Origin of the sequence: Asticcacaulis sp. AC402 (assembly GCF_000495835.1) — a bacterium.
Taxonomy (GTDB): domain Bacteria; phylum Pseudomonadota; class Alphaproteobacteria; order Caulobacterales; family Caulobacteraceae; genus Asticcacaulis.
On the sequence record NZ_AWGC01000001.1, the window covers coordinates 38,841 to 59,389 of the forward strand.

General features: G+C 60.6%; 20 protein-coding genes. 11 read left to right on the forward strand and 9 right to left on the reverse strand.

Annotated elements, in window-relative coordinates; translation table 11 throughout:
• A complete protein-coding gene (locus ABAC402_RS21380; RefSeq protein ID WP_023447635.1) occupies positions 1-603 on the reverse strand; it encodes a cytochrome b/b6 domain-containing protein in 603 nt (200 codons plus the stop codon).
• A 109-nt stretch (positions 604-712) separates the two neighbouring features.
• Here ABAC402_RS21380 and ABAC402_RS21385 point away from each other — a divergent pair, with 109 nt between their 5' ends.
• Positions 713-1,177 (forward strand): DUF4442 domain-containing protein, encoded by a 465-nt coding sequence (locus ABAC402_RS21385; protein WP_031234974.1) that lies wholly within the window; start codon positions 713-715, stop codon positions 1,175-1,177.
• 54 nt (positions 1,178-1,231) lie between these two features.
• Entirely contained in the window at positions 1,232-1,999 is a 768-nt protein-coding gene (locus ABAC402_RS39005) for a hypothetical protein (RefSeq protein WP_023447637.1), read from the forward strand.
• Here ABAC402_RS39005 and ABAC402_RS21395 read toward each other — a convergent pair.
• Both ABAC402_RS21395 and ABAC402_RS21400 read right to left on the reverse strand, forming a co-directional pair.
• Entirely contained in the window at positions 1,996-2,625 is a 630-nt protein-coding gene (locus ABAC402_RS21395) for a glutathione S-transferase N-terminal domain-containing protein (RefSeq protein WP_023447638.1), read from the reverse strand. The genes ABAC402_RS39005 and ABAC402_RS21395 overlap by 4 nt on opposite strands.
• 231 nt (positions 2,626-2,856) lie before the next feature.
• Positions 2,857-3,351 carry a DUF4148 domain-containing protein gene (locus ABAC402_RS21400; RefSeq protein ID WP_023447639.1) on the reverse strand — a complete coding sequence of 165 codons (495 nt, stop codon included), beginning with the start codon at positions 3,349-3,351 and terminating at the stop codon, positions 2,857-2,859.
• Positions 3,352-3,537: 186 nt separating this feature from the next.
• Here ABAC402_RS21400 and ABAC402_RS21405 point away from each other — a divergent pair, with 186 nt between their 5' ends.
• The 3 genes from ABAC402_RS21405 (at position 3,538) to ABAC402_RS21415 (ending at position 7,833) form a co-directional block, all read left to right on the forward strand.
• On the forward strand, positions 3,538-4,722 hold the full coding sequence (locus tag ABAC402_RS21405; RefSeq protein WP_040409740.1) for a phosphoserine transaminase: 1,185 nt from the start codon (positions 3,538-3,540) through the stop codon (positions 4,720-4,722).
• 124 nt (positions 4,723-4,846) lie between these two features.
• Positions 4,847-6,136, forward strand: coding sequence for an adenylosuccinate synthase (locus ABAC402_RS21410; protein WP_031234978.1), 1,290 nt, complete (start codon positions 4,847-4,849; stop codon positions 6,134-6,136).
• 515 nt (positions 6,137-6,651) lie between these two features.
• Positions 6,652-7,833, forward strand: a complete 1,182-nt coding sequence (locus ABAC402_RS21415; RefSeq protein WP_023447642.1) for a hypothetical protein — start codon at positions 6,652-6,654, stop codon at positions 7,831-7,833.
• Between the two features lie 433 nt (positions 7,834-8,266).
• On the opposite strand, the gene ABAC402_RS21420 is transcribed toward ABAC402_RS21415, so the two are convergent.
• Positions 8,267-11,797, reverse strand: a complete 3,531-nt coding sequence (locus ABAC402_RS21420) for a TonB-dependent receptor (RefSeq protein WP_023447643.1) — start codon at positions 11,795-11,797, stop codon at positions 8,267-8,269.
• A 276-nt stretch (positions 11,798-12,073) separates the two neighbouring features.
• Here ABAC402_RS21420 and ABAC402_RS0119510 point away from each other — a divergent pair, with 276 nt between their 5' ends.
• Positions 12,074-12,943: a response regulator gene (locus tag ABAC402_RS0119510; RefSeq protein WP_162148492.1), complete on the forward strand. Its 870-nt coding sequence runs from the start codon at positions 12,074-12,076 to the stop codon at positions 12,941-12,943.
• A 54-nt stretch (positions 12,944-12,997) separates the two neighbouring features.
• Here ABAC402_RS0119510 and rpoH read toward each other — a convergent pair whose 3' ends face one another.
• The 5 genes from rpoH to murC form a co-directional block, all read right to left on the reverse strand.
• On the reverse strand, positions 12,998-13,900 hold the full coding sequence (gene rpoH / locus ABAC402_RS21425) for an RNA polymerase sigma factor RpoH (protein WP_023447645.1): 903 nt from the start codon (positions 13,898-13,900) through the stop codon (positions 12,998-13,000).
• Positions 13,901-14,171: 271 nt separating this feature from the next.
• Positions 14,172-14,486, reverse strand: a complete 315-nt coding sequence (locus tag ABAC402_RS21430) for a hypothetical protein (RefSeq protein WP_023447646.1) — start codon at positions 14,484-14,486, stop codon at positions 14,172-14,174.
• Positions 14,483-15,325, reverse strand: coding sequence for a dihydropteroate synthase (folP, locus tag ABAC402_RS21435; protein WP_023447647.1), 843 nt, complete (start codon positions 15,323-15,325; stop codon positions 14,483-14,485). The genes ABAC402_RS21430 and folP overlap by 4 nt, the downstream gene beginning before the upstream one ends.
• Before the next feature lie 168 nt (positions 15,326-15,493).
• Entirely contained in the window at positions 15,494-16,399 is a 906-nt protein-coding gene (murB, locus tag ABAC402_RS21440) for a UDP-N-acetylmuramate dehydrogenase (protein ID WP_023447648.1), read from the reverse strand.
• Positions 16,396-17,829: a UDP-N-acetylmuramate--L-alanine ligase gene (gene murC / locus ABAC402_RS21445; RefSeq protein WP_023447649.1), complete on the reverse strand. Its 1,434-nt coding sequence runs from the start codon at positions 17,827-17,829 to the stop codon at positions 16,396-16,398. Before murC ends, murB begins: the two co-directional genes overlap by 4 nt.
• A gap of 139 nt (positions 17,830-17,968) precedes the next feature.
• On the opposite strand from murC, the gene ABAC402_RS40010 reads away from it, so the two are divergent.
• The 5 genes from ABAC402_RS40010 (at position 17,969) to ABAC402_RS21465 (ending at position 20,486) form a co-directional block, all read left to right on the forward strand.
• The gene (locus tag ABAC402_RS40010) at positions 17,969-18,205 is read left to right on the forward strand and encodes a hypothetical protein (RefSeq protein ID WP_040409748.1); all 237 of its coding nucleotides are present in this window, start codon (positions 17,969-17,971) and stop codon (positions 18,203-18,205) included.
• The gene (locus ABAC402_RS39585; RefSeq protein WP_162148493.1) at positions 18,198-18,488 is read left to right on the forward strand and encodes a type II toxin-antitoxin system RelE/ParE family toxin; all 291 of its coding nucleotides are present in this window, start codon (positions 18,198-18,200) and stop codon (positions 18,486-18,488) included. Before ABAC402_RS40010 ends, ABAC402_RS39585 begins: the two co-directional genes overlap by 8 nt.
• Positions 18,485-19,042: a cytochrome b gene (locus tag ABAC402_RS21455; RefSeq protein ID WP_031234983.1), complete on the forward strand. Its 558-nt coding sequence runs from the start codon at positions 18,485-18,487 to the stop codon at positions 19,040-19,042. Before ABAC402_RS39585 ends, ABAC402_RS21455 begins: the two co-directional genes overlap by 4 nt.
• A 137-nt stretch (positions 19,043-19,179) precedes the next feature.
• Entirely contained in the window at positions 19,180-19,995 is an 816-nt protein-coding gene (locus ABAC402_RS21460; RefSeq protein WP_155847257.1) for an OmpA family protein, read from the forward strand.
• Between the two features lie 164 nt (positions 19,996-20,159).
• Positions 20,160-20,486, forward strand: a complete 327-nt coding sequence (locus tag ABAC402_RS21465) for a hypothetical protein (protein ID WP_023447655.1) — start codon at positions 20,160-20,162, stop codon at positions 20,484-20,486.
• Positions 20,487-20,549 lie beyond the last annotated feature (63 nt).

The following is a 20,549-nucleotide window of genomic DNA, read 5'->3' on the forward strand; positions in this document are numbered from 1 at the left end:
TCAGCGTCCCCACAACATGGCTTTGATCGTCTTCGGCACCAGCAGCGCCATGACGACGTGGACAACAATAAACCCGCACATCACCACCATGGCGATGAAATGGATCAGGCGCGCCCCTTCATAATCCCCCAGCAAGGTACGCAGGGTCGGGAACTGAACCGGCTTCCACAGCACCAGGCCGGAGCAGATAAGCACCACGATATCGAGCATGACGAAGAGATAGGCAGCCTTCTGGACGTAATTATAGACGCGCAGGTCGGCGTGGCTCAGCTTGCCGGTAAAGGTGTCCTTCAGGTCGCGAAGGATACCGCCCGGCGACACCGGCCAGAACTGGCGCTTCCACCGACCGGTGACGGTCGCCATAATCAGATAGAAGGCGGCCACGCCCCAAAGCAGCCACATGGCCGCGAAGTGCCACATGATACCGCCGCCCAGCCAGCGGCCTAGGGTAACTTCGCGTGGAAACTTGAACCCCATAAAGCCAGTGGCGTTATAGATCTGCCAGCCGCTGAGGATCAGGATGATGACGGCGGCCGCATTCAGCCAGTGCACCATGCGCAGCCACCACGGATGGATGGACGTCCTGTCGCTATCGTCTGTCATGCGCCCTCCGCTTTCTCTCACTCTAACATGATACGCTCCACAACGAAATCGGGTTACATGACTTGAATTTTGTACTGACTTGCATATAAATAGAGGCGGAGGACACACCATGGCCCACGCAAAAATGTTCAAGATGATAAACTGGTATCCGCCCATGCTGGGCGCCGGTATCAAGGTCATCGCCACCAATGCCGATGTGACCTCAATCACGGTGGAAATGAAGCTGCGCTGGTGGAACAAGAACATCGTCGGCACCCAGTTCGGCGGCAGCCTGTACATGATGTGCGACCCATTCTTCATGGCCATACTGATGACCAATCTCGGCCGCGACTATGTCGTCTGGGACAAGGCCGCCTCGATTCAGTTCCTGAAACCGGGACGCAAGCACGTCCGCGCCATCTTTCACATTCCCCACGACGAGATCGACCGGGTACGCGCCCTGGCCGATGCCGGTGAGAAGGTGACACCACACTACGATGTCGATATTCTCGATACCGATGGCGTGCTGGTCGCCCGTGTGCACAAGGTGTTGTATGTCCGCCGCAAGCCTGCAAAAGGTGAACAAGCGATCTGAGTTTCGTTTCCAGACTTCGGCGAACGTGGTAGCGTGATCACAAAGGGGACGATCATGAAGCTGTCGCGCTTGGGTATGTTGGGGCTGCTGGTGGTCGTTGCAGCCTGTTCGTCCAAGCCTGTCCCACCTGTCGCGGTCCAGGCCGTCTTGCCGGTGCCGCCCTCACCGCCGGTAGAAACCGCACGTATTCACGACAGCGAAACCGCCGCTCTGGCGGCCTATCCCAAATACGCCCGGCGCGACGGCGGCAAACTTATCCTCAGCTATGACGGCCGCGACATTGCCCGCCTGACCAGTTCACCAGCGACAGACTGCGAGGGCTGGGAGACCTGCAGCCTGTGGAGCTTTGCCGGGGTGGTCCGCCTGACGGAAGGGCCGGTGATCGTGGTCCGGCGCGAACACGGCGAGGGCGAAAACTACGTCCTGTTCGATCGCAGGGGCCATCGTGAATGGCTGATGGGTCCACCCCTGGCGTCGCCAGACGGACGCCACGTCGCAGCGGGGCTGATGTCGTCAATGATTTCGACCGGCCTGACCGAAATCGTCGACTGGCAATCCACACCGCACCGCTTCCAGGACAGTGAAACCTCGTGTCATCCGGTGGCCTGGCAAAGCGCATCACACTTGAAGCTGTCGTGCAATCGCGACGATGACGGGGAAACACCGCCGTTCGATGCCGAAGCTCATTTGGTTGGGGGCGTCTGGCAACTGGTGGCCAAACCGCAAGTTGCTGCGTTCAAGCCGCGCCCGTTGAGGGACAAGGCAACGCAGGCTGAGGGCGACGCCTGGGAACAGGGCAAGGGTGTCGAGATCTTGCCTTAGGGCAGTAGGAACCCCCTCTGGACGGCCGGACGTTCACCCACCCTGTCGAGCCAGGCCAGGACGTGCTGCCGCTTTTGCAGCATAGGTTCGACGTGGTCCTTGACGCGGATACGGTACTGAGCGACCCAAGGCCAGATCGCCATGTCGGCAATGGTGTAGTCGTCACCGCCGACATAGGGGACTTGCGCCAGACGGTTGTCGAGTACGCCCAGCAGCCGATCGGCCTCCCTGGCGTAGCGCTCAATACCCTTGGGTGTCTGTTCCTTGTCGGACGTCACCCACCAGCCCAGTTGGCCGAACATGGGACCTAAGCCGCCCATCTGCCACATCAGCCACTGGATGGCGGTATAGCGCGCCGGACCAGACGACGGCAGGAACAGGCCGTACGTGTCGGCCAGATACATCATGATGGCACCGGATTCGAACAGGCTCAGCGGCCCGCCTTCGGCCTCATCGTCGACAATCGCCGGAATCTTGTTGTTGGGCGAAATCCTGAGGAAGGCCGGATCGAACTGCTCGTCCTTGCCGATATCGACCGGATGGATGTGATAGGGCACGCCCAGCTCTTCCAGCAGGATGGTCAGCTTGCGGCCATTGGGGGTGCCCCAGGTGTACAGTTGGATCATGGTCGGCTCCTGTCAGGTACCGCTTCAATTGGGGGTATCTTTGGCCAAGGCAATAGCACCCAGAGCCTGAAACGGGGGAGAGGGAATTTTCATCGCCTTCCGCCGCTCACGACGCACAAAAAAGACCCGGAGCCTGCGGTGAGGTGCAGACTCCGGGTCCATGGGGACCAAAACGAACGGGTTTACGGGGCAGCCATCCGTTCCGACCCTTGACCGGCCGGTAGGGGGGAATTACCAGCGGTTATAGTCGCGACGCTCGTAACGGATCTGGCCGGACAGACTGTCCAGGCGGTTCTCCAGCGTTGCCACTTCCTGGCGGTTCAAGCCGCGGCCCGAACGCTCGTAGGAACGCTTCAGAGAGACGATGTCGCGCAGACGGTATTGCAGGCGCTCACCTTCGCGGCGGCTAATGGAGCCATTGCGGCGGCCTTGCTGGATGCGGTCACGCAGGTTGTCGATACGGTTTTCAATCCGGAACTCGGCACGGTCGTCCCAGCGGCCACCGCCGCGATGATCGTCCCAGCGTCCGCCCCGGTCCCCGCCACGATCCCCGCCACGATCATAATCGCCACGGCCACCGCGGTCATAAGAGTCCCGGCGATTGTCGCTGTCCTGATAGGCGGCGACGGTGACCCCAGCCCGGGTATCGGCAAAGGCCGGGGCGGCCATAGCGGTCAGGGTCGAGGCTGCAACGGCCAGGGCGATCAGGGTATTGCGGGTCTTCATGGTCTTTCTCCTTAGGTGCTTATGTCGGTCGCCGTTCCTTCAGCGATGAGGCCATAATGGCACGGTGGAACTGAGCCCAACCTGAACGGTGCGGTTCATTTTCAGTTCACGTGCCTTTCACCTGTTTGTTGACCCCGAAAGGGTTTTGGCGCATGACCACGGCAGAAATCCTGAGGAGCCCCGGACATGCCCCTTCCCGCCAGAAAGCCCGCCCGCGCCCCTGAACGGCCGTGGTTCTCCTCTGGTCCGACGTGCAAGCGTCCCGGCTGGAGCGTGCAGGCCCTGTCGGGTGCACCGGTCGGCCGCTCCAACCGCTCCAAGGTCACGGTCGCGCGCATTAACCAGGCACTGGACCTGACCCGCTCGATCCTGCAAATTCCGTCGGGCTACCAGGTCTTCATGACGCCGGGTTCCGACACCGGCGCGTTCGAAGCCGCGATGTGGAACCTGTTGGGGGCGCGCAAAGTGCAGCTGCTGGCATTCGAGAGCTTTGGTCAGCTATGGGCCGACGATGCCACCCAGCACCTCAAGCTCGACGCCGAGGTCCTGAGCGCTCCCTACGGCCGGCTTCCCGACCTGAGCCAGATCGATCCCCAGGCCGATCTGGTCTTTCCGTGGAACGGCACCACCTCAGGCGTGCGTTTGACCGATGGGGATTTCCTGAAGGGCCATGACGGGCTGGTCCTGTGCGATGCCACTTCGGCCGCCTTTTGCATGGAGTTACCGTGGCAGAACCTGGATGTCGCCACCTTCTCTTTTCAGAAGGCTCTGGGGGGCGAAGCCGGTATCGGCGTTCTCGTCCTGTCGCCGCGCGCCGTCGAACGACTCAATACCTTCGATTCGGGCCGGCCGATCCCCAAGGTGCTGCGCCTGAAAAAGGGCGACAAGGCTGATACCAGCATCCTGGGCGGCGACGCCATCAATACCTACTCCTTTCTGGTGGTCGAGGATTATCTCGATGCCCTGCGCTGGGCGTCTCTGGAAGGCGGCCTGGAGGGCCTGATCGAACGCTGCAACCGCAATTTCCGCACCTTGCGCGAATGGGTCGAGGCGACTGACTGGATCGATTTCGTCGCCGAGGTCGAGGCCCAGCGTTCGACCACCTCGGTGTGCCTGAAGTTTGCCGCGCCGGATATCACCGGCCGCCCGGCCGAATTCCAGGCGAAACTGGCGGCCAAAATTGGTTCCATTCTGGAGATCGAAGGCGTCGCCTTCGACGTCACCGGTTACCGCGCCGCCCCGCCGGGCCTGCGCATCTGGTGCGGCTGCACGGTCGAGGCCGACGACATCGACGCGCTTTTGCCCTGGCTGGAATGGGCCTATGCCCAGGCGCTGGAAGCTCTGAACGCGGAAGGTTTCGCCAACGCCTGAACCCTGTGTTGTTTTATCAGGTTAAAACGTTTTATGGGGTTACAAGCCCTGATTCCTGCTCTATAGGGTCGCACCGTTTGTTGACCGGGCGCATGGCGCCCGAAGAAAAGAACGGAGCTATCCCTTGGCAAATGTAACGGTGATCGGAGCCCAGTGGGGCGATGAGGGCAAGGGCAAGCTGGTCGACTGGCTGTCGAATCGCGCCGATGTCGTTGTGCGGTTCCAGGGCGGTCACAATGCCGGCCACACCCTGGTCGTCGACGGCACGGTCTATAAGCTCAGCCTGCTGCCGTCCGGTGTCGTCCAGGGCAAGCTGTCGATCATCGGTAACGGGGTCGTCGTCGATCCGTGGGCGCTGTTCAGCGAAATCGCCAAGGTCGAGGCGCAGGGCCTGACCATCACGCCGGACCTGCTCAATATCGCCGATAATGCCTGCCTGATCTTGCCGATCCACAGTGAACTCGACATCGCCCGCGAAGCCGCGGCCGGCGCCGGCAAGATCGGTACCACCGGCCGCGGCATCGGCCCGGCCTACGAAGACAAGGTCGGCCGCCGCGCCATCCGTGTCGCCGATCTCGAAGACCTGGACGCCCTGTCGGGCAAGATCGACCGTCTGCTGACCCACCACAATGCCCTGCGCCAGGGGCTGGGCTTGCCCGATGTCGACGTCGCCGCCCTGACCGACCAGTTGAAGGAGATCGCGCCGCGTCTGCTGCCCTATGCCCGCCCGGTCTGGTACGTGCTCGACAAGGCCCGCCAGGACGGCAAGCGCATCCTGTTCGAAGGCGCACAAGGCGCCCTGCTCGATATCGACCACGGCACCTACCCCTTCGTTACCTCGTCCAACACTGTCGCTGGCCAGGCCGCAGCTGGTTCGGGCCTCGGCCCCAAGTCGGTGGGCTACGTCCTGGGGATCCTCAAGGCCTATACCACCCGCGTCGGCTCCGGCCCCTTCCCGACCGAGCTGTTCGACGAGATCGGCAAGGGCATCGCTACGCGCGGCCATGAATTCGGCACGGTCACCGGTCGCGCCCGCCGCGTCGGCTGGCTGGACGCCGTCCTGGCACGCCAGTCGATCGCCATCAATGGCATTGACGGCATCGCCCTGACCAAGCTCGATATTCTGGATGGCATCGAAACCATCAAGGTCTGCGTCGGTTACAAGGTCGCAGACAAGGTGCTCGACTATTTGCCGGCCGGTTTCAAGGCTCAGCAGGGGATCGAGCCGATCTATGAAGAGCTGCCGGGCTGGAGCGAAAGCACCCAGGGCGCTCGATCATGGAAGGACCTGCCCGGTAACGCGGTCAAGTATGTCCGCCATATCGAAGAACTGATCGGCGCGCCGGTTGCCCTGCTGTCGACCAGCCCCGAGCGCGACGACACCATCCTGATGCGGGATCCGTTTCAGGACTGATATCGGTAAGCTACGACTTTGCCCTTCAACTACCCGCCAGCCGCAGCTGCGTCGGCGCGAAACGGAGTAGGCCCTGCGGCAGACGCTAGAGCGCAATCCGATAAAGTGGACACCACTTTTCGGAAAAATTGCGCGACAAAACAAAAACTTAGAGCGGGATTTTGATTCCATCAAAACTCATCCTGCTCTAGAGCGCAATCCGATAAAGCGGACGCCATTTTTCGGATAAATTACGCGATAAAACAAAAACTTAGAGCGAGATGGCGATTCTACCTAAAGCCATCCCGCGCCAGAGCACAATCCGATAAAGTGCTGCACACTTTATCGGATTGTGCTCTGGCGGACACTTACCACTGAAAGGACGCGTAAAGCTCAGGAAGCCGCCGCGAATACGGCCTCTTTGCGACTGCAAAGTCGCAATTTTTTTTCAATGATTTTAACTCTTTAGCGCAGTCTGAATATCGCCGAAGTATTTTCTGTAATCAATTGCGAAACCTTATCGAAGTCGGACGGATATGCCCAGAACGAACGCAAATATCAGTCCCGCCGGACGTCCGCGTCAATCCCCTTCCGGCCGCATCCGCTGTGAATTCAGGAACCTGGCTCATGCCGGCGGCAACGGCTCGACCAGCCGTATTCTCAACCTGGCCCGTATCGCCCTGGAATCCACCGACAGCAAAGAATACAGGGAACAGCCATTCTTCCGCCATTCGCAAATGAACAAGTCCGTCATCGTAAAGCATACGGTGCGGGCCAACGAGCGGGACCTGTTCGACCGCGACCGCCGGACGGTGACAAAGCTGATCCTGCCCTTCGATTCGCGCGACCTGAAGCTTGGCGGCAGTTCCGTCTTCGTCGGCCAGCGCGGATATAGCGATTTTTGCAGCCAGTTTTTTTCCGGAAGCGATGAGGCGATCGCGGCCGACAAGCAGCTTCTAGCTCACCTGGACGATATTCCGTCGCTCGATCCGTTCCTGGTGCGCGAATATGTCGCCCGCTTCGGCTACAAACCTGCGCCGTGCTACCTCAAGATCGCCCCTGACGATGTGGCGAACATGGTTGAATTCGCGAACGACGAAATATCCAAGCTGGTCCGTATAGCGTTCAAGAACGAGATCGTAGATGCATCCGTCCGCTTCGCCTCGCGCATCCTGTCGCACGACCTTGACAAGGAGTTGGACCCGTTGAAGGTCTCGCTGAAGTTGTCGGACCACGAGTTCTCGGACGGCATTTTTTCGTGGCGCGGCTTTCTTTACTTCAAATGGCGACATCTGCAGCTTCAGCAGGACCTGATCACAGTAACCAAGGGATTGACAGAACATCGCTCGCGCGGGTTCATAGATCCGGCGCAAGCGGATTACATGTCGACGACGCGCATGCGCATGATCGACAAGATTTTTGCCGCCCTCACCGATATCGGCAAAACCTTGGCAGTTTATGACCATGCTTACGACGCGCTGATCCGACGGGAAGACCCGACGTTTTTCCGCCAGTTCCTGCTTGATGGTCCGATCATGTTCTACGAACTCGGCGAAGGCATGGCGGTGCTGGACCATATCAGTTCTTTCTGGAACTACCGCATGAGCGGGGGCCGCTCCGCATTGCACCTTGATCCGCAGGATTTTGCCGACCTGCTGGCCGACTTCGACGAAAGCCTGTCGTCGATTGTGAACGAAGATGCCGTGTGGACGGTGTGACCTGCGGTAGTGGCGTCCGACATGACCAGCGCCGTCGACTGCCTAAACGTCCAAGTGGGAATCTGGCCCATGGGATGTCAGTGATTGTTGCGACCAGAGGCGCCAAGTCTGGCTAGAGCGCAATCCGATAAAGTGTGCAGCATTTTTCGGAACAATAGCGTTACAAAACAAAACTTTAGAGCGGCGCTTTGAGTCCATCACAACACATCCCGCTCTAAACCTTGTGTTGTGTCGCAAAAACTATAACCGCTCTTTCTTCGCGTCGTCGCGCGACATCCCCACGACCTCGCAGCGAGGCGTTCCTGAAAAGCGCCGAAAGAAACAAAGATGTTTCACGCGAAGACGCAAAGACGCAGGTAAAGACCATAGTCATGAGGACGGCAAAAAGGGCGCCCGACCGGGCGCCCTTTCCGTTTTCGCAGATCGCTGCCGATCAGAAGCTGTACTTCAGACCGACCATAACCGAGTTGAGCGTCGCTGCCTGGTTAACAGTCGGCGTCGTCAGGGTCGTCGACACGCCCGAGATACGGTAGCTGGCGCAGACCGGGCTGGCCCCCGTTACCGCATTACCGGCGGCATCACCGCAGGCCACACGGAACATCGGCGTGCCCTGACGGCCGTCAACACCATATTCCGCAACCGTGCCCCACTTCTTGTTGAGTAGATTGCCCAGGTTGAAGATGTCGACGGTCATGACGACCTTGTGGCCATCGAACCACGGCATCGGCAGGTCCTGGGCGATATGCAGGTCGAAGCGCTGGATCGACGGGTTGCGGCTGACACCCTTGGGCAGGATGCCGGTCGGCAGGTCGAACTGGGTGACAAGCTTCTGCAAGTTGGCCAGTTCAGTGGCGTTGGTGAAATAGACCGGAACACTACCGGTCATGAAGCCCAGGCCATTGCTGCCGGCGATCGCCGACTCGGTTTGCGGGATAAAGGCCAGCTGGTTGCCGGAAACCACCCCGAAGACCTGGCCGCGGGCGGCCGAGCCGGCATCCTGCATGTAGAAGTTCAGCGGGCGACCATCACGGATGTCGCCGAACAGGGTGAAGCTGGTCCTGGCGTCCTTGAACCATTCCACCTCGTAGGTCGCGTTGAGCTTGACTCCGCGATAGATTTCGAAGCTCGACTTCCCCCGGGTGGGGGCGTTGGGGTCCTCGCTTGAGAACTGGTCGCCGTAGTTCGACCCGCCGCAGCAGTCGGTGGTGGCGAATTCCGGCACGCCGCCATACTGGTTGGTCCGTTGATGGGTATAGGCAGCAAACAGATCAAGATGGTCCCTGTCCCAGATGACGCCGTCGAAGCTTTGCTGCGCCGAGAAGGCGATGGTCTCGCTCGAGGATTCGATCTCCGGATTGTAGGCCTGGATATCGTAGCCGGAGCCAGGATTTGCCAGGTCGTACAGGGCGCTGCCATCGGCGTTCGTGCCGACACCAAGGCCCGCCGTCGTGCGATTGGCGTAGATCGATTGGTTGTTGACAACTTGCGACGAGCCGGACGGCGCCGTCGAGGCGACAACGAGGCCGTCATAGCGGATACGACCGTCGGGCGTATATTGCTGAACGCCATTGAGCGTCAGGCGGCGGGCGCGAACATCACGGAAGGCCAGGCCGGTGTTGGAGCGGACCAGGACGGCGTCAATCCCCAGGACCGTGCCAAACGGAGTGGTGTAGTGGGTTGCCAGGTTCAGCTTCCAGTCCGACGGCATGTCGAAGCCCGAAGCCAGCGAGTTGGTGTTGGCGACGCGGACAAGACCAGGGTTCAGCGATAGAAGCGACGTACCGGACGACGGCACACCGGCAGCGAAGGTCGCATCGGCCTTGTTGATGTTCATCAGAGCCGAAACCGTCGCGTCGTTGGCGGCGAAGGTCGTGCCGGAATTGGTTTCGCGGAAGGTGCCGTCCAGCTGGCGCTGCAAGGTGAAGGTCGCCGTCAGGATGCCGGTATTGCCGAAACGGTTGGAAATAAAGACGTCCGGCAGGCCACCGGTGTAGAGGCCGAAGCTGGCCGAGGCGTCCAGGACGTCATTGTGCCACTTGATGCCTGCGCGCGGCTGCAAGACCGACAGGCCGTCATAATTGCCCTGGTTGCTGTAGCCGTTGCGGGCGGTAAAGTTGGGGTTGAGCGCCGGCTGGTCGTCCTGGGTCCAGAAGTCATAGCGCAGGCCGTAATTGACCGTGGTGTTGGTCCACGGATCGAAGGTGTCCTGGATAAACAGGGTGTGGTTCATATAGCTAAAATCGGCCGCCGCCTTGGACTTATCACCGGTCGGGTTGTTGTTGTAGAACAACTGGTCGACACGGCTGTCCTCGAACGACTTCTTGGAGTCGAAATAGTAGACGCCGTTGGCACCCTGGACGAACAGGTTATAGATGCCGATCTGCTTGCCCTGGTAACCGCCCTTGATAGCGTGGCCACCCGTGCGATAGGTGCCGGTGAAGGAGGCGCTGTTGTTGGTGGTCTTCAGAACATTGGCCTGACGGAACTGGTCGGGGCCGAAGTTCAGGGTCAGGCGGTTGATCGTGCAGGCATTGATCGCCCCGGCGCTGGTGGCGTCAGAGCACACCGACACGGCCGAGAAGCCCTGGCCGACCGGGGGCATCTGACCGCGCTGGTAGTTGCGCCAGGCCAGGCGTGCCTCCGTCGAGAGGTTGTCCGACCACTTCGAGTTCAGTTGCAGCGCGTAATTGTCCTCGTTTTCCGGCTGGGTGTACCAGTTGGTGTTGAGGTTCAGCGCCGCTGACGAGGCCGGCGAACCCTTCCAGACTTCGGAGAAGGCGTGGCGGTAGGTGAAGGAGGCGCGCTGGCCCTCCATGATATTCCAGTCGATCTTGGCCGAATATTTCTCGTCCTCGAACGGCGTCGTCAGGGGGATGGACCCGGGGTTCAGGTTGCTCGACGCAGCATAGGTGGCCCACGGCGCCAGCAGAGCATCGATGTCGGCCTGGGTGAAGGGGACACCGCCGTTGCGCAGTTCCGTGCCGAAGCCAGCGCCGGCCGGGCCCGCCGCGACCACCGAGGCCGAAGTGTATTTTTCATAAGACAGGGCGAAGAACAGGGTGTCCTTAAGGATCGGACCCGACACGAAGGCGCCGTAGTTTTCGTCCGGCACGAACAGCTTGACCTTGTTGGTAGCCTTGGTGACCGGATTATACAGTTCGCGACCGTTCCAGGCCTTGTTGCGCAGATAGGTGAAGACCGAGCCATGGAAATCGTTCGTGCCGGAACGCAGCACGATGTTGAGCGCACCGCCGGTAAAATCGCCCTCTTCGACGTCGGCCGGCACGGCCTGAACGGTCATCTGGTCGACAGCTTCGATAGAAATGGGGCCCAGATTGGTCGACAGACCACCCGTGTTCAGGCCGAAATCGTCACTCGAGCGGACGCCGTCGATGGTGATGCGGTTGGCGCGCGGGGCAGAGCCGGCGATATAGAGGCCGCCGGTCGGGCCGGTGCCGCGCGTATTGGCGTCCAGCTGGGTCAGCGGATCGCGGCGAGCGGCTTCGCGGATGTCACGCTTGTAGGTCACGACATTGCCAAGGTCCTCGCGGTTCATTCGCGTGCGCGAGCCCGGATTGGACAGGGTGGAGCGGCGGCCGACGACGGTAACTGTGGTCGTCGGCTCGTCCATTACGATGTCCAGCTTCTGCTGGTCACCCAGGGCCAGGAAAACGCCGTCGCTACGGCTGGGTGTATGGCCATTAGCCGCCACATCAACCTCATAGGGGCCGCCGACCTTAAGCCCGGAGACGTCATAGCGGCCTTCGGCGTCGGTGCGGCTGACGGCGCGCGTGCCAGAAGGCGTGTGAACGATGGTCACCGTGGCATTAGCGACCGGCACTCCGGTGGCATTGGTGACGACACCGCGCAGGGCGGCTGTGGTTTGCTGAGCATAGACGGCAGCCGGCGCAGCCGCCAGGAGCAACGCCACGGTTGCGGCGCCCAGCTTGTAACGATTGAACATGTCTTATCCCCTGATGGCGTGCGGGGTTGGGAGGGGCACGCATCGCAGGGAGTGGTAGACCCCGAATTTGAAAGTTTTTTGCGTTGCAACAAAAAATGTAGCGACATTGGCAAGATCGCCACACTCGCGATGAAGTCTTTATTTGGAAAGGACCTTCAGGCTTTTTTTACCTTAGTTTGGAAGCGGATTTTTACGCCTCTCCCGTAGAATGTCGGTGCGTTACGATGAAAGAACGGTATGTTCGCCCTCGATCCCCGCCTTCAAGCTAAGCTTCGTATGCATTTGAGCCGTGTCCTCATCCTTGAGGAGAACACGGCCTATGCCCGGATGCTGGCGGACATGTTGCGGTGCATCGGCGCCGACAATATCGTGGTCGAAACCGACGATCGCGCAGCGCTGGTCATGGCGCGCAAACTCAATCCGCAACTGATCCTGATAGACTACAAGAACGAGAGGATCGACGGCATTGCGTTCGTCAAGGCTTTGCGCCGCAGCGACTTCGCCTGCAGGAAGGCGCCGGTCATCATGATCAAGGCCGAGGTCACGCCGGCCCAGCTCAGCGAAGCGCGCAATGCCGGCGTCCACGAAATGCTGAGGAAGCCCTTCGCCTGGCAGGACCTGATGAGCCGACTGGAGAACGTGTTGTTCAAGACGCGCGACTGGGTCGAGGTCGCGTCCTATATCGGCCCCGACCGCCGCCGGTTCAACACCGGTGATTACAAGGGTGCGAAGAAGCGCAAATCCGAGGCCGACGGGTCACAAAGGGTCGCGGTCGAGGAAGCTGTGCGGCTGCTCAAGGCGTCGCTGGAATTGTTCGACGACGACGGCGAAGCCATGATGCGCACAGTGATGCAGCAGATGGCGGTCATGGTGCCAGCGGCCAGGTCGATCAAGGAACCGCGCTTCCTGGCAGCTGTGACGGCGATTATCGGCGATCTGAAACAGCATGTGCTGACCAAGGAACGCCTGGCGACCCAGGTCGAGCTGATGATCAAGGCGCTGGGCATGAATAAGTCCAGTGGCAACCAATGGGCTCACGACCTGTTCGCCAAGGGCATGGCCGACCAGGAAACCGATCGCCTCGCGGCTCAGCGTTTATCTGAGGATGTGGCACTATCCTCGGTCAGCAACGACTCAGCGGCGTAGGTCGGGCGAAATCATGCGACGGTAAGACCGTTGCTTCGCGGTTCCAATCCGCCTTTACGCCGCCTGGGACGCGGCCGTCATGGCCTTTTGCAGCTTCTCGAAGGCCCGAACCTCGATCTGACGAACCCGTTCACGCGAGACGCCAAAGCGTTCAGCCAGGTCTTCCAGGGTCGTCGGGCTGTCCTTGAGGCGGCGTTCGGTCAGGATTTCGCGCTCACGGGCATTCAGCTCACCCATAGCGGTTTGCAGGAGGCCCATGCGCAGCCCGTACTCTTCTGAATCAGCCAGTACGGTTTCCTGCGATACCTGCTTGTCGTCGACCAGCCAGTCCTGCCACTCCGACTCACCTTCTGAAGCACGGATCGGCGCATTCAGCGACGAATCCGGCGACGACATGCGGCGGTTCATGTTGATGACGTCGGTTTCCGAAACACCCAGCTTGGTGGCGATCTGTTCAACCTGTTCGTGGCGCAGGTCGCCTTCCTCCAGAGCCGAGATTTCCGACTTCACCTTGCGCAGGTTGAAGAACAGTTTCTTCTGGGCGGCGGTGGTGCCCATCTTGACCAGCGACCAGGACCGCAGGACGTATTCCTGGATCGAAGCCTTGATCCACCACATGGCGTAGGTGGCCAGGCGGAAGCCACGCTCCGGATCGAACTTCTTGACCGCCTGCATCAGGCCAACATTGCCTTCTGAGATGACTTCACCCACCGGCAGGCCGTAACCGCGGTAACCCATGGCGATCTTGGCCACCAGGCGCAGGTGCGAGGTGACAAGCTTATGCGCCGCCTTGGGGTCTTGATGCTCCTGCCAGCGCTTGGCCAGCATGAATTCCTCATCCTTGGCCAGCATCGGAAACTTCCGGATTTCAGACAGGTAGCGGTTGAGGCCGCCGTCCGGCGACAGCGCCGGCGTCGAGGACAGGTTGGACGTAGTCAGGGCAACGGAGCTGCTCATCGGCTTATCTTCGCTTTCAGGAATCCGATCGGAGAGATCGGGAGAGGAGGTCGTGTCGGTCATGAGCTCGGTACCTGGTCCGCGAGGGGGAAGCGCAGACGGACACAAGCTCATGCCCGACAACTGCGTTCAGATTTAGGAAGGGTTTTGCCAAAAAAAAGGCCCCTCCCCGCGACAAAATCTAAATTGTCACTTTAGCGTAGCACGCAGTGACCCGAGCCGGATGTCACAAGACGGTGAGTGCAGTGCAACAGATCGCGCGCGAACGGTGTCAAGGTTCCCGAATACCGTTCCAGTCCTCGCGTTTGAGGAAATACTGCAACATCCACACGTCCTTGCGCGTCCGGCCGCAGCGCGGGCAATGAAGTTCGCGCTTTTCGCCCGGCAGATAAAAGAAGCTGCCGTCGGAATCGGTGCGGGTGTCGACGTGCTTGCCACAGCGTGGACACAGAAAGAAAAACTGTGATACGGCGACGAAGAAAAAGGCGAAGGCGAACAGCAAGGGCGCGACGCCGCTGAGGCTGCCGATCAGGCACGCCAAAAGCAGAACGAAGTAGATCGCGGCGCGCCGGTTATAGCTTGTCATCCTGCTCCGCTGATCGCCCTCCACAGCCGCATGGCCTGTTTCATCTCAGCCACGTCATGTACACGCACCATCTTCGCACCTTCCGCAACGGCATGCAAATGGACGGCAACCGTGGCGCCGATGCGGTCGTCGGGTTGTGACGGTTCAGCACCTTCGCGCTCCTCAAGAGCGGCAATAAAGCGCTTGCGCGATGCCGCCATAACCAGCGGGAAGTCGTTCCCGGACAGGCGGCGGGTCGCACGAATCAGATCGAGATTGTGATCCAGGTTCTTGCCGAAACCGATGCCGGGATCGAGCCAGATGCGGCTTTTGGAAACGCCGGCCCTGATCGCGGCGCCGGCGCGTTCCAGCAGGTAGGATTCGACCTCGCCGACGACGTCCTCGTACCACGGGTTGGACTGCATGGTGCGTGGCTCACCTTTCATATGCATCAGAACGATGTCGCCGTTCAGCTTTGCTGCAATTTCCAAACTTTCGGAACTGTAGGACAAGGCACTGACATCGTTCCAGATTTGGGCTCCTGCCTTGAAGGCTTCCTCGGCCACTTCGGGCTTGAAGGTGTCGATGCTGAGCGCAATATCGGTCAGGCTTGACAAGGCCGAAATCAGCGGCACGACACGGTTGATTTCTTCTTCCAGGGTGACAGGCGCTGCACCCGGGCGGGTCGATTCACCGCCAATATCAAGCACGTCGGCGCCGTCCCGGATGAGTTGTTGCGCGTGTTCAAGCCCGGCCTCGAGACCGAAATGCCGTCCGCCATCGGAGAAGCTGTCAGGTGTGACATTGACCACACCCATGATCAATGGTCCTCGGGCGGCATAGAGATCAAGCAGCAACATGAATTCACCTTCCAGGCGAAAACTAGCTTGATTCCTGAAACAAGGAACTCCCCTGTTTTCGAGGCTGCATCCACCGCGAAGCCGCATCACGCAAAAGGGTCCACAGATTGCGCATATTTCACATATTATTCAGAGACTTAATCTGTGAAATCTGTGTAATCTGTGGACCTACTTTACTTTTCCTATCCGCTTGATTTCCCAGTTGAGCGCGATGCCCAACTTGGCCAGGACTTCAGCACGCACGGCCTCGCCCAGGCCTTCCAGGTCGGCCGCGGTCGCTTCGCCGGTATTGATCATGAAGTTGGCATGCAACTCCGAGAACTTGGCGCCGCCATGCAGCTTGCCGCGCCAGCCGGCTTCGTCGACGCATTGCCAGGCTGAACGACCATCAGGGTTTTTGAAGGTCGAGCCGCCCGTCTTTTCGCGGATCGGCTGGGTCGTTTCGCGGCGGCTCGTGATTTCATCGATCCGCGCCTGGACGGCGGCAGGATCATCCGGCGTTCCCCGAAACGTCGCGCCCATCCAGACGATTTCGGCCGGAATATCCGTATGACGGTAGGTAAAACCGAAGTCGGCGTTCTGAAACTCACGGCGTGCGCCGGTCCGGTCATAGCCCCAGGCCGAAACCAGCACGTCCTTGGTTTCGCGACCATAGCAGCCGGCATTCATGGTCAGGGCGCCGCCAATCGTGCCGGGGATGCCGGCATAGAATTCCAGCCCGGCCAGACCGGCCTTGGCGGCGGCCTTGGCCACCATACTGTCCAATGCGCCCGGCCCGGCGGTGATGAATTCGCCGTCGATGGTAATTTCGGCAAATGCCCTGCCCGCCAGCCGGACGACTACGCCTTCGACGCCACCGTCGCGGACGATGACGTTGGAGCCAACCCCGATACAGGTCACCGGCACGACCGGATCGAGTTGACGCAGGAAGTCGCTGAGATCCTGAGGATCGGCCGGGATAAACAGCGCCTCGGCCGGACCGCCGACACGGAACCAGGTAAAGGGCGCCAGCGGCTCGCCGAACAGCACCTTCCCGCGCGTCGACGGAAGGGTCCAGGTCTTTGGCCAGGTCATTCCGCGGCTTTCAAGGCTTCGAGCTGCCCGGGCAAGGCGTAGGCCCACTGGGTGATGTCACCGGCGCCCAGGCAAACCACCAGGTCGCCCGGCCTGGCTTCGGCGACGACGATGCCTGCCAGGGCGGCCGGCCCATCCAGTGCGATGGCGTTACGGTGGCCGAAGCGGTGCAGGCCTTCGACCAGGGCGGCCTTGCTGACGCCGTCAATCGGAGTTTCACCGGCACTGTAGACATCGGCGACGATGACCGTATCGGCATCGTGGAAACACGACGAGAACTCGGTCATCAGGTCGCGCAGGCGGGTATAGCGGTGCGGCTGAACCACGGCGATGACGCGGCCCTGGCTAACCTGGCGGGCGGCCGTCAGTACGGCGGCGATTTCGACCGGGTGATGGCCGTAGTCGTCGATAACGCGGATGCCATCAACGACTCCGGTGGTGGTAAAGCGACGCTTGACCCCGCCGAAACCGGCTAGCCCCTTGCGGGCATCGTCTTCGGTCACACCCAGTTCGCGGGCGATGGCGATGGCGGCGGTGGCATTGCTGACATTGTGGTTGCCGGTCATCGGCAGCCTGATTTTTTCCCAGGTGAAAGGTTCGACGCCCGACGGCTGGAACTGGACGTCGAAACAGGCGCCTTCCGGGCCGAATTCGATGTTCAGGCAGCGGACCTCGGCTTGCGGGCTTGTGCCGTAGGGGATCAGGCGGCGGTTCTCGACCTTGGCGGCCAGGGCCTGGACTTCGGGATGGTCGATACAGACGGCGGCAAAACCGTAAAAGGGGATGTTCTCGACGAAATCGACAAAACCCTTTTTGACGGCGTCGAAATCGCCCCAGTGGTCAAGGTGTTCGGCGTCGATATTGGTGACAATGGCCAGGGTCGATTTCAGGCGCAGGAAGGAACCATCAGATTCATCGGCCTCGACCACGATCCAGTCGCCGTCGCCGACCTTGGCATTGGTGCCGTAATTGTTGATGATGCCGCCATTGACCACGGTCGGGTCCATGCCACCGGCATCCAGCAGGCAGGCGACCATCGAGGTCGTGGTGGTTTTGCCATGGGTGCCGCCCACCGCGATCGAGAATTGCAGGCGCATCAGCTCGGCCAGCATTTCGGCGCGGCGGACCAGCGGGATGCGGCGGCGGCGCGCCTCGACCATTTCCGCGTTGTCCGGCTTGACTGCGGTTGAATAGACCAGGGCGCAGACGCCATCGCTGACGTGCTCAGCCGCGTGGCCGATGAAAACCTTCGCCCCCAGCTTTTCCAGCCGTTCGGTATTGGCCGAGGCCTTGGCGTCCGAGCCCTGGACCAGGTAGCCGATCTTGAGCATGATCTCGGCAATGCCGCTCATGCCAATGCCGCCTATGCCGACAAAATGGACCGGACCGAGGTCGAACGGTGTAGGGCGAATTTGGGAAAGTGAGGCCATCAGGACAGGTTTCACGCGCGACAGTGAAGGGAAGGAGTACGCGCTTTATACTACGCTGTCGTAGCTGTCACGGGGCGTTTTCAACTTGGTGACGGGCGCGTTTAATGGCACAATAGCATTAAGAGGTATGGCGCTGATCATGGACAGGATTACAGTTTCTCTGGACGACGGCAACAGCGATTGGGTGCAACAACAGGCCGGCACCAATGCCGACGCCTATGTCAACGGTGTACTGCGCAAAGACCAGGAGCGCAAAACGGCTGAAGCTGAGGTAAATCGCTTGCTCGATGAGGCCGACGACAGTGGCGTCAGTGACAAAACTATCGAACAGATTTGGGAAGACGCCGAGGCACGCTATCGTGCTCAAAATGGCTGACGACAGATTAAGCCGTAAGGCCGAAGGCGATCTCACCGAGATAGCCATATATGGCTTTGAAAATTTTGGTTTTGTGAAATCGCGTGCCTACCGAGATAATCAGTTAGTTTTACTCCAGATGTTGACCGAGCATCCGCGCGCCGGAGCGATCTTCGGTAGCAAAGGCGACAGGCGGCGATTTGTCCATCAGGCGCATGCAGTTTACGATCGTATTTCCGGCAACAGTATATTCGTTCAGCGTATCTTGCATCATTCGCAAGATGCTTTGCGTCATCTGCCGTGACGGCCGGAACCCTATCCAACCCGCAGGGCTACCCATTCGTTGCCCGGCTTCTCCACTGGAGCATCGCCGTTTGTGTGCTTTCTTTGATTCCGGCGGGCCTCCTCATGAACCATGTCCCGTCCGGCGAGCCGCAGAACACCCTCTATACCGTCCACCGGTCGTTGGGGGTTCTGGTGCTGGTCCTGTCGGTGATCCGGCTGGGCTATCGGCTTACGACGCGATGGCCCAAACCCGAAACCAGCCTGACATCCTGGCAGCGAAGGGCATCGGCCACCGTGCACAGCCTTTTCTACGGGCTGCTGATCATCCAGCCCCTGGTCGGATGGTATGCCACCTCGGCCTATGGCGCCGCCATCAGCGTCTTTGGCCTGTTCGATCTGCCGCCCCTGAGCGCAAAGAACGCCGTCGCCGCCGATCTATGGTTCAATGCCCACGACGTTTTGGGCTTTAGCCTGGCGGGCCTGGTCGTGATGCATGTCGGCGCCGCGCTTTACCATCACCATCTGCGACGCGACGACGTTCACATCCGCATGCTTGCCGGCCGAAGGCATTAAAGGGCTCATATTCGCCCAGGTGGCTTAATCGGGCACAGGCGCCACACCTCATTAATGATTTGTTAACCACGTTGTCTTTTGGCGCAACCGACGTTACGTTTTGCGATTGAGTCTATGACGCCGCAGGGGCTGAATGCGTGGCTAAGGTATGGATTTACAGTCTTGGCTGGCTGGTCCTCGGGCTGTGCGCAGTCCTTGCCCTGCCCCGGCGCACCGATGGGCTGGAAACAATGCTGCGTAGCCAGATCGAGCAGCGGCTGGCGGCTCAGGGCCTGGGCGGTTTCGAGGTTCGCATGGACGGACAAGGCGCCACCCTTGCGTACCGCGACGACGGATTTTCCCAGGTCGCGGCGTCGGGCGATACGGCCGGCGACCGTATGCAGCGCGCCGTTACCGTGACACGCGGCGTAACCGGCGGTCTGCCCGAACGTGCCGGCTATGGCGGCGTGCTGGTGGGACCGGTGACAGGCGTAAGGGTGAACGAAGCTTCGGTCATTGCCATGCAGACGCGACTGGACGCGGCCGCCACCCAGACCGCCATGGCTGAGCAGGCCGAGCAGGCGGCCGACGACTGCACCGGCCGGGTTACCCAGGCCGTGGCCAGCCGCAGGCTGCAGTTCGTGTCGGGGAGCGCCGAACTGACCGGTGACAGCCAGGCGATACTGACCGATGTCTACACCACGCTCCAGACCTGTCCCCAGGGCCTGATCCTGAATGTCGAGGGCTATACGGATAATGTCGGCCAGGACCTCGACAACATGAAGCTGTCAACCGCCCGGGCCGAAGCGGCGGCCTTTGCCCTGACCGATATGGGCCTGGCTCAGGCATCGGTCACATCCCGGGGCTACGGCGCCCAGGATCCGATTGCCGACAATGCCACCGAGGAGGGCCGCGCGCGCAACCGCCGCGTCGACTTCATCCTGCGGCCACGCGATGAACCGGAGGGGCCATAATGTCCTCAAGGAGCGGAGCGTTAGGACAAACAAGAATGTCCTCAAGAAGCGGAGCGTTAGGACAATAATGCTGTACCTGGTGTATGACTTGCGCTGGCTCCTGCTCGCCGCCCTGCTGCTGGGGGCGGTGTTCGGCTTTGCCGCCCACCGTTGGGGGCGCTGACATGGTGTGGCTCTGGGTTCACTCACTCGTGCTGATCGCCCTGACCTTCTCTCTGGGTCTGGTGCTGGGTCATATCGTGTCTGCGGCGACCCGGAGCACGGTCCGCACGGTGCCTGCCAGTGCCAGCTTCCTGCCCCCCAAGGACGACATCATCTACCCGCCTTATCATGGTGCCGACCTCGCCCCGAAACCGCTTCCGGCCGTCGCCGAGCCGCCACGGCCGAAGCCGGAACCGCTGTTCACACCTCCGCCGAGGATCAGACCGCAACTTCTGTTCCCGATCAATCAGTTCGGTATCGTCACGGTGACCCAGGCGCCGGCGATCTGAACCCGGACGGCCATGAAGCCGCCGCAGTTGTCTTCGACAACGCCGTATAGGGAATCGCTGTAG

Coding starts and splice junctions, on each gene's coding strand:
- ABAC402_RS21380 (WP_023447635.1), bottom strand. CDS start 603: ATGACAGACGATAGCGACAGGACGTCCATCCATCCGTGGTGGCTGCGC.
- ABAC402_RS21385 (WP_031234974.1), top strand. CDS start 713: ATGGCCCACGCAAAAATGTTCAAGATGATAAACTGGTATCCGCCCATG.
- ABAC402_RS39005 (WP_023447637.1), top strand. CDS start 1,232: ATGAAGCTGTCGCGCTTGGGTATGTTGGGGCTGCTGGTGGTCGTTGCA.
- ABAC402_RS21395 (WP_023447638.1), bottom strand. CDS start 2,625: ATGATCCAACTGTACACCTGGGGCACCCCCAATGGCCGCAAGCTGACC.
- ABAC402_RS21400 (WP_023447639.1), bottom strand. CDS start 3,351: ATGAAGACCCGCAATACCCTGATCGCCCTGGCCGTTGCAGCCTCGACC.
- ABAC402_RS21405 (WP_040409740.1), top strand. CDS start 3,538: ATGCCCCTTCCCGCCAGAAAGCCCGCCCGCGCCCCTGAACGGCCGTGG.
- ABAC402_RS21415 (WP_023447642.1), top strand. CDS start 6,652: ATGCCCAGAACGAACGCAAATATCAGTCCCGCCGGACGTCCGCGTCAA.
- ABAC402_RS21420 (WP_023447643.1), bottom strand. CDS start 11,797: ATGTTCAATCGTTACAAGCTGGGCGCCGCAACCGTGGCGTTGCTCCTG.
- ABAC402_RS0119510 (WP_162148492.1), top strand. CDS start 12,074: ATGCATTTGAGCCGTGTCCTCATCCTTGAGGAGAACACGGCCTATGCC.
- rpoH (WP_023447645.1), bottom strand. CDS start 13,900: ATGAGCAGCTCCGTTGCCCTGACTACGTCCAACCTGTCCTCGACGCCG.
- ABAC402_RS21430 (WP_023447646.1), bottom strand. CDS start 14,486: ATGACAAGCTATAACCGGCGCGCCGCGATCTACTTCGTTCTGCTTTTG.
- folP (WP_023447647.1), bottom strand. CDS start 15,325: ATGTTGCTGCTTGATCTCTATGCCGCCCGAGGACCATTGATCATGGGT.
- murB (WP_023447648.1), bottom strand. CDS start 16,399: ATGACCTGGCCAAAGACCTGGACCCTTCCGTCGACGCGCGGGAAGGTG.
- murC (WP_023447649.1), bottom strand. CDS start 17,829: ATGGCCTCACTTTCCCAAATTCGCCCTACACCGTTCGACCTCGGTCCG.
- ABAC402_RS40010 (WP_040409748.1), top strand. CDS start 17,969: ATGGACAGGATTACAGTTTCTCTGGACGACGGCAACAGCGATTGGGTG.
- ABAC402_RS39585 (WP_162148493.1), top strand. CDS start 18,198: ATGGCTGACGACAGATTAAGCCGTAAGGCCGAAGGCGATCTCACCGAG.
- ABAC402_RS21465 (WP_023447655.1), top strand. CDS start 20,160: ATGGTGTGGCTCTGGGTTCACTCACTCGTGCTGATCGCCCTGACCTTC.